Origin of the sequence: Actinomadura sp. KC345 (genome assembly GCF_004348515.1) — a bacterium.
Lineage (GTDB): Bacteria > Actinomycetota > Actinomycetes > Streptosporangiales > Streptosporangiaceae > Spirillospora.
Genome location: NZ_SMKH01000414.1, coordinates 1 through 5,578 on the forward strand (window position 1 = coordinate 1; position 5,578 = coordinate 5,578).

Below are 5,578 nucleotides of genomic sequence, written 5' to 3' on the forward strand. Positions count from 1 at the left end.
GCCCACCCCCCGGCGACACGCCGCCGGGCGGGGCGACCGCGCCGCTGCCGCGTGCGCTGCCGCGCCCGAAGAAGGGCAGGCCGCGGCTGAAGCCGCTGCGGGAGCGCAACCCGATCCCCGTGTCGATCATCGGGCTCGTGGTGCTGCTGGTGCTCGGCATGCTGGCCTTCCGCGCCGACGACCTGCCGGTCATCGGCGGCGGCACGAGCTACGACGCCTACTTCTCCGAGGCCGCCGGGCTGAAGCCGGACCAGGAGGTCCGCGTCGCCGGGGTGAAGGTCGGCAAGGTGACGGGCGTCGAGCTGGAGGGCGACAAGGTGAAGGTCACCTTCCGGGTCCGCGACACCTGGGTCGGGAACTCCACCCGCGCCTCCATCATGATCAAAACGCTGCTGGGGTCGAAGTACCTCCAGATCGACCCGCTCGGCTCGCGCGAGCAGGACCCGGACCAGCCGATCCCGCTGGAGCGGACCGTCTCCCCCTACGACGTGACGACCGCGTTCCAGGACCTCGGCCGGACGTTCGAGCAGCTCGACACCGCCACGCTGGCCGCGAGCCTGGAGTCGATCTCCACCACGTTCGAGGACACCCCGCCGAGCGTGCGCGTCGCGCTCCAGGGCCTGTCGTCGCTGTCGAACACGATCGCGTCGCGGGACGCCGAGCTGGCGCGGCTCCTCGCGGGGACCAAGCAGCTCTCCGGGACGATCGCGGCGCAGAACAGCCAGTTCGAGTCCCTCTTCGAGGACGGCAACCTGCTGTTCGCCGAGCTCCGCCGCCGCCGCGACGCGATCCACGCGATGCTCGTCGGCACGCGGCGCCTCGCGGACGAGCTGGTCGGCCTCGTCAACGACAACCGGCGCACCCTCGGGCCGACGCTCGCCTCCCTCGACAGGGTCACCGACACCCTCGAACGCAACCAGAAGAACCTCGACCGGGTCCTGGAGACCGCCGTCCCGTACCTGCGGGTCGTCGGCAACGCGACCGGCAACGGCCGCTGGGTGGACGGCTACCTGTGCGGCACGGTCCCCAAGAACTACCTGGAGAACGGCAACTGGACGCCGCCCGCCAAGGGCTGCGAACCGCCGCACCTGACGGGAGGCCGGTGACATGGCGTCGTCCCCCACACGCAGCCTGAAGCTGCCCCGCCTCCCGTCGCCGACGCGGGACCGGCAGATCCTCGTCCTGGAAGCGATCGTCGTGATCTTCCTGACCCTGGTCGGGATCGCGCTGATCCCGGTGCTGAGCGACGGCCCCGGACGCCGGATCACCGCCTACTTCGCCACCGCCATCGGCGTCTACCCCGGCTCCGACATCCGCGTCCTCGGCGTCAAGGTCGGCTCGATCGACACCATCGAGCCGCTCGGCACCCGGGTCAAGGTCGACATGACGGTCGACGGCGACGTGGACGTCCCCGCCGGCGCCCGCGCCGTCGTCATCGCCCCGAACCTCGTCTCCGACCGCTACATCCAGCTCGACCCCGCCTACAGCGGCGGACCGAAGATGGCCGAGGGCGCCGCGATCGACGTGAGCCGGACGGCGACGCCGCTCGAACTCGACCAGCTCTACGAGGCCGTCCGGAAGTTCTCGAACGACCTGGGGACGCAGGGGCTGAACGCGCAGGGCGCGCTGTCGGACGTCATCAGCGTCGGCGCCGCCAACCTCGGCGGCAACGGCAAGCTGCTCAACACCACGATCGCCGACCTCGGCAAGGCGTCCCAGACGCTCGCCGACTCCAGCGGCGACCTGTACGCGACCGTGTCCAACCTCAACAGGTTCAGCACGATGCTCCGCGACAACGAGGAGCAGATCCGGTTGGTCGAGAACCAGTTCGCCGAGGTCAGCGGCTTCCTGGCCGCCGACCGGCAGGAACTCGGGGCCGCCCTGGCGAGCCTGGCGCGGGCGCTCGGCGAGGTGAAGCAGTTCATCGCCGACAACCGCGAGGGGCTCAAGAAGAACGTCGACAAGCTCGCCGGCATCACGCAGGTCCTGGTCGACCAGCGCGCGTCGCTCGCCGAGATCATCGACACGACGCCGCTGGTGGCGCAGAACGCGCTGAACGCCTACGACCCGAAGACCCGCTCGCTGATGAGCCGCGGCAACCTGCTGGAGATCACCAAGGCGTTCGGCAGCACCAGCCAGCCGGGCGTCGATCCCCAGGCCGCCGACACCCGGTCGGTCTGCGCGGCGGCGGCCTCCGCCACGGAGACGCTGCGCGAGCAGTGCGAGCGGCTGCGGACCTCGGGGCTCACCGCGGTTCCGCCGTCCGGGACGTCCGGTGTCCCCGCGCTGCCGCTGCCGCCCGCGGGCCGCATCTACTCCGGCACCGGCGACGAGGGAGGCCGCTGATGCGCGTGCCCACGAAGGTGATGGCGGTGTGCGTGGCCGCCGCGGTGCTGGCCGGCGGCTGCTCGACGCAGCTCGAGGACATCCCGCTGCCCGGCGGCGCCGACCTCGGCGACAACCCCTACGAGGTGAAGGTGCAGTTCGAGGACGCGCTGAACCTCGTCCCGCAGGCCGCCGTCCGGGTCAACGACGTCCCGGTCGGCCGCGTGAAGGGGGTGTCGCTGCCGGAGGGGGCGTGGGACGCCGAGGTCACGCTGATCGTGAACGGCGACGTCCGCCTACCGGCGAACGCGACCGCGAACCTGGAGCAGTCGAGCCTGCTGGGGGAGAAGTACGTCGAGCTGGCCGCCCCGGCCACCCCGTCCGCGCAGCCGCTGGCCGACGGCGCGACGATCCCGCTGGCCCGCACCTCGCGCAACGCGGACGTCGAGGAGGTCTTCGGGGCGCTGTCGCTGCTGCTGTCGGGCGGCGGGCTCCCGCAGATCCGGACGATCAACCGGGAGCTCAACCAGGCGCTCGGCGGGCGGGAGGAGACGGTCCGGTCCGCGCTGCGCAACCTCAGCCGGCTGACCGGGACCCTCAACCAGAACCGCAAGTCGATCACCGACGCGCTCGACGGGCTCAACCGGCTGTCGTCCACGGTGCGGTCCCGCGAGGGCCAGGTCGCGACGGTGCTCGACGACCTGTCGCCGGGCCTGAAGGTCCTGGAGGAGCAGCGCGGGCAGCTCGTGCAGATGCTCCGCGAGCTGGAGAAGCTCTCGGACACCGCCGTCAAGGTGATCAACGAGAGCAAGGACGACACGGTCGCGAACCTGCGCTCGCTCGCCGTCATCCTCGACAAGCTCGCCGACTCCGGACGCGACCTGCCGAAGTCGCTCGAAGTGCTGCTGACCTTCCCGTTCACCGACGAGGCGCTCAAGGCCGTCAAGGGCGACTACCTGAACGGCTACCTGACCGTCGTCGCCGCCGAGGGCTTCAACTGCGTCGCCCCGCCGGTTGAGGAGGAAGGACCGTTCGACTACATCGACGACGAGGAGGAGGCGCAGCGGCGCGCGATGGCAGCGCAGGCCGAGGAGCCTCCCCCGGGCCCGCGGCCCGAGCCGTGCCCCGATCCGACGCGCACGGGCCAGGGCGCCGACGCGCCCACGTCCACCGCCCCGACGCCGCAGCAGGGCGGACCGCAGGTTCCGTCCGGCGAGCCCGGCTCCGGCGTCCCTGGAAGCGGTGTCCCCGTCATCCCCGGCGAGGACCCGCTTCTGCCGCTGCCGACGCTCGGGGAGGGCGACTGACATGCTGACCGTGGGCATCCGCATCAAGATCGTCACCTTCATCGTGATCGCGCTGACCGTGATCGCCTACGTCGGCATCAGCTACGCCGACCTCGGGCGCTACGTCGGGATGCGCGGTTACTACACCGTCGAGCTCGACCTCCCGACCACCGGCGGGCTCTTCGAGGGGTCGGCGGTCTCCTACCGCGGCGTCACCGTCGGCGAGGTCGGCAAGCTCGATCTGTCGGACGACGGCGTCATCGCCGAACTGCACATCGAGAACTCCGCCCCGGAGATTCCCGCGAGCCTGCAAGCGGTCGTCGCCAACCGTTCCGCCGTGGGTGAGCAGTACGTCGACCTGCGGCCTCGAACAGGCTCCGGGCCCTACCTCGCGCAGGGCGCCACGATCCCGCGCAGCGCTGCCACCACACCGGCGCCGGTGAACGAGACGCTCAAGAGCGTCAACGACCTGACCGCGTCGCTTCCGCTCAACGACCTCGAGATCCTGATCGACGAGCTGGGCCTGGCGTTCGCCGGGCAGGGGCCGCACCTCCAGCAGCTCCTCGACACCAGCTCCCGGTTCGTGGCGGCGTCCGACGCCGCGTTCCCCGAGACCCGCGCGCTGATCCACAACGGCGAGGAGGTGCTGCGCACCCAGAACGAGCTGTCGGGCGCGTTCAAGTCGTTCTCGTACAACACGCGGCTGCTGGCCCGGCAGCTCCGTGACTCCGACGCCGACCTGCGCGACATCATCGCGTCCGGTCCGGGGGCGGCGGCCGAGATGTCCGGCCTGCTGCGCGACCTGGACCCGAAGCTGAGCGTGCTGCTGGCCAACCTCCTCACCATGGCGCGCGTGGGCGAACCGCGGCAGGCGGCCATCGAGGAACTACTGGTCCGGTTCCCGCAGATCGCCGGGATGGTGACCACCCTCGTGTCCGGGAACAAGCTGCGGGTCGGCTTCGTGACCACGTTCTTCAACCCCCAGCCCTGCACGCGCGGCTACGGCGGGACCGAGTACCGCAACGGGGAGACCGAACTGTCGTCCGCGCCGTTCAACACCGGCGCCCGCTGCACCGAACCGCCGAGCTCCGGGATCAACGTGCGCGGCACGGCGAACGCGCCGCGCAAGGGGGTTCCCGCGCCGGCCAGGCCCGGAACCACGAGCAGAACCGATATCGCCGACATCCTCAGCACGTTCGGGCTGTCCGCCACGGCCGGGCAACCGGCCGTGCCCGCCGACCTGCGCGGCCTCCTCGGACTGGGCGGCACACCGTGATCGGCGCTGCGGCGGCGCGCCGCACGGCCATCCGGGCGATCCCCCTGATCCGCCCGGTCGGATTCGTGCTCATCGCCGCGGCCACGGTGTTCCTGTGCTCGTCCCTCTGGTCGCTCTACCAGGCCGACCGGGGCGCCGACAACGAGTACGCCGCCGCGCGGGACGATCTCACCCGGGCGGCCGTCCAGCACATCACGCTGCTCAACACCATCGATCCCAAGCGGGCCGACATCGACCTCGCGCACTGGCAGCGGGTCGCCACGGGGCCGTTCCATGAGGCCCTCAAGGCCGACATGCCCACCGCGCGTGCGAAGTTCGCCAAGCAGACCGCGCCCTCCCACGGCAAGGTCACCGCGCTCGCCGTCACCGAGTTCGACGACCCCGCGGGCAAGGCGACCGTCGTCGCGTCCGTCCGGATCTTCACCGAGGCCACCGGGGACGACGGCCGGCGCACCGAGCAGCGCAAGCGCTACGAGGTCGGGATGCAACGGGTCGCCGGCGGATGGAAGGTCAGCTCGCTCAAGCCGCTGGCGCCCGGGGGCCCGCCTGCCGGGGGGAGCGGGCCGTGAGCGTCACCGAACAGGAACCGCGGACACGGCGGGAGCGCCCGGCGCGCCGCGTCCGGATCCCGCGCAAGAGACCCGCCCCGCCGCCGCTCGTTCCAGCACTCAAGCGGGCGGCGGGGCTGGGG

5 protein-coding genes are annotated in these 5,578 nt (G+C 71.7%); all 5 read left to right on the top strand.

Going from position 1 to position 5,578, the window contains the following annotated elements; genetic code table 11:
• Positions 1 to 1,106, top strand: a 1,106-nt coding sequence (locus E1281_RS36900; protein WP_347813335.1) for an MCE family protein, incomplete at its 5' end; no start/stop codon positions are given.
• Position 1,107: 1 nt separating this feature from the next.
• Entirely contained in the window at positions 1,108 to 2,346 is a 1,239-nt protein-coding gene (locus tag E1281_RS36905; RefSeq protein ID WP_131884340.1) for an MCE family protein, read from the top strand.
• Positions 2,346 to 3,632, top strand: a complete 1,287-nt coding sequence (locus tag E1281_RS36910; RefSeq protein WP_243717765.1) for an MCE family protein — start codon at positions 2,346 to 2,348, stop codon at positions 3,630 to 3,632. The genes E1281_RS36905 and E1281_RS36910 overlap by 1 nt, the downstream gene beginning before the upstream one ends.
• A gap of 1 nt (position 3,633) precedes the next feature.
• Positions 3,634 to 4,887: an MlaD family protein gene (locus E1281_RS36915; RefSeq protein ID WP_131884341.1), complete on the top strand. Its 1,254-nt coding sequence runs from the start codon at positions 3,634 to 3,636 to the stop codon at positions 4,885 to 4,887.
• The gene (locus E1281_RS36920; protein WP_131884342.1) at positions 4,884 to 5,456 is read left to right on the top strand and encodes a hypothetical protein; all 573 of its coding nucleotides are present in this window, start codon (positions 4,884 to 4,886) and stop codon (positions 5,454 to 5,456) included. Before E1281_RS36915 ends, E1281_RS36920 begins: the two co-directional genes overlap by 4 nt.
• Positions 5,457 to 5,578: the final 122 nt, after the last annotated feature.

Bases quoted from the DNA above. Each gene is read 5' to 3' on its own strand.
- E1281_RS36905 (WP_131884340.1), top strand. From the start codon at position 1,108: ATGGCGTCGTCCCCCACACGCAGCCTGAAGCTGCCCCGCCTCCCGTCG.
- E1281_RS36910 (WP_243717765.1), top strand. From the start codon at position 2,346: ATGCGCGTGCCCACGAAGGTGATGGCGGTGTGCGTGGCCGCCGCGGTG.
- E1281_RS36915 (WP_131884341.1), top strand. From the start codon at position 3,634: ATGCTGACCGTGGGCATCCGCATCAAGATCGTCACCTTCATCGTGATC.